Below are 1,959 nucleotides of genomic sequence, written 5' to 3'. Positions count from 1 at the left end.
AGATTATGAAATACCGCACCTCTCATTATATTAGCTGTTATCGCCGAGCTTCGATCGCCGAATTTGGCGTAGGCGTTGTTTAGGTTGGCTTGGTTTATACCACCGCTCGCGCTTACGTCGTTTACTACGCCCGCGTTGTTGCCGATAGCTCCGACAAGCGCGGAAATAGCGGTGTTTAACATATCGCTTATCAAAGCCTCGCTCATATTGCGCGAGATCACTTCAATCGCGTTAGACGGGTCTTTTAATATCCAAGTCATCTGGCTAGGCTCAAACACCACAGGCCCGAAACCTCCCGCTACTTTTACGGCGTTATCCTGCTCTTGTTTTAGCGCCGTAGCCGTAGCCGCCGCGTTCGCCGCGTATCTATCCACCCTGCGCTGTGCGGAGTGGATGCCCTTAAAAAAGCTCTCCTGCATAAAATCGCCGTCGATGCCCTTGGAGTTTAAAACTATCGTGCCTCCGCTTGCCGCATTAAATTTTTCGATATCTTGATCCAGCGTTTCTATCGTCGCGCGGGTTATATACTCGGAAAATACTTTCATATCACTTAGTGCCATTTTTTATTCCTTTAAGTTAAATTTCTCGTTTATCGCGGCTATTCGCTCCTCGCGGTTGCCGCCCCATTTCGCGCCCGCGCCCGCGGCGTTATTGCTTCCGCCTGCGCCTCCGCCTTGCCCTTGCGGCGCGGCTATAAAAGCCTTGCCATCTTTTTGCGCCCATTCGCTTACGAATTCGCTTATAGGCTTATCCGCGATGTATGCCTTTAGCTCGCCTTTTTCATCTTTTAGGCTAGCCTGCCCGCGCAAAAGTGCTTTGGCTGCTTCTAAAAACTCCGCCTTTACGCCCGCTTTTGCGAGATTATCGCTTAGCCCCGCGTCTATGAGATATCTATTCAACGAGCCATTGGCCAGATCCGCATTCAATTTTTTGACGTCGGCGTCATACTTTTTGACAAGCTTGTCGTTTTCGGACTTGAGCTCGTCAAATTTAGTCTCAAGCTCGGCGTATTTCTCAGCATCTACTGCGTCGTTGTTTTTGGCTTTTAGCCTTTTGATTTCGCCCAAAAGCTCTTTATTTTTGGCGCTCATCGCTTCTTTTTCGGCCTGCAAGTCACCGACTTGCTTTTCTAGCTCCTCAATTGTCATTTCTACACTCCCATTAGGAAATTAAGGCACTGCCTTTAAAAGAATGATAGCTGAAATTTGAATTTGGGTTGGTTTTGGTGTGTTTGTTTAGAAGGCGGCGGACAGAAGCCCGCCGAGGCCATGAATTAGTTTATTTGTTTTTCGGCTCGTCGCCAATAGATAGGTTTGTTTGCGCGATCTCGCTTTTGCAGGTCGCCGTATTTACGAATTCCAGTTTTGGATGCCCTACGAAAAAGCCTATCCCTACACTGCCTTTTACACAATATACTTCGTTTGGTTTGGTTTGCAAATTTAAAGAGCTTTTGGCTTCGGTTTTAGCCCAAATCTCATAATTCTTATTTGCGTCTAGCATTGTCTCTAAATATCCCTTAGGGCGAAGCGTGCCGATAGTGGCGTTTTTATCTTTGTTATCTACGTGAATATCGTAAGAGATAGCGCTACCACCAAATCCGCCCTCTCGATAAACATATAATAAAGCCTTGCCTTGTTCCGCCTGCTTAAATTCTTTGAAGCTCGGACCTTTGGCAGAGCACCCCGCAAGCATAAAGGCCGCAACCGCTGCGGTCAACACAAATGAAACTTTTTTCATTTTCTACTCCTTATTATAAAAATTTGCTACTTCGATGATTTTCTGTGAATGTTTGTATATGTCGTCTATGCTATTTATGAGAATTTTATCCTCATTCTTATTTTTATCCATAATCCCGATATATTTTTTATTTTCCGAGAGATAAAGCCTGCATATGGTCTTTCGATTATTATCGTCGAATAGGATTGCGAAGTATGATTGGGCGTCGCGGTAAAATACCCT

3 protein-coding genes and 1 pseudogene are annotated in these 1,959 nt (G+C 45.5%); all 4 read right to left on the bottom strand.

The genetic code is table 11. The annotated features are described in order from the left end of the window. Positions 1 to 560 (bottom strand): major capsid protein (locus Q0140_RS03240; RefSeq protein ID WP_297961822.1); only part of this gene is annotated, 560 nt, incomplete at its 3' end. Positions 561 to 563: 3 nt separating this feature from the next. Then, the gene (locus Q0140_RS03235; protein WP_297961819.1) at positions 564 to 1,148 is read right to left on the bottom strand and encodes a hypothetical protein; all 585 of its coding nucleotides are present in this window, start codon (positions 1,146 to 1,148) and stop codon (positions 564 to 566) included. Positions 1,149 to 1,278: 130 nt separating this feature from the next. Then, entirely contained in the window at positions 1,279 to 1,737 is a 459-nt protein-coding gene (locus tag Q0140_RS03230) for a hypothetical protein (RefSeq protein WP_297961816.1), read from the bottom strand. Positions 1,738 to 1,740: 3 nt separating this feature from the next. Further along, positions 1,741 to 1,959: pseudogene (locus Q0140_RS03225) on the bottom strand (hypothetical protein); the annotation flags it as partial.

Source organism: uncultured Campylobacter sp., from assembly GCF_938045405.1.
GTDB lineage: Bacteria > Campylobacterota > Campylobacteria > Campylobacterales > Campylobacteraceae > Campylobacter_B.
Note: the sequence above shows the minus strand (reverse complement) of the source record. Positions and strands in the feature narration are given on the sequence as shown.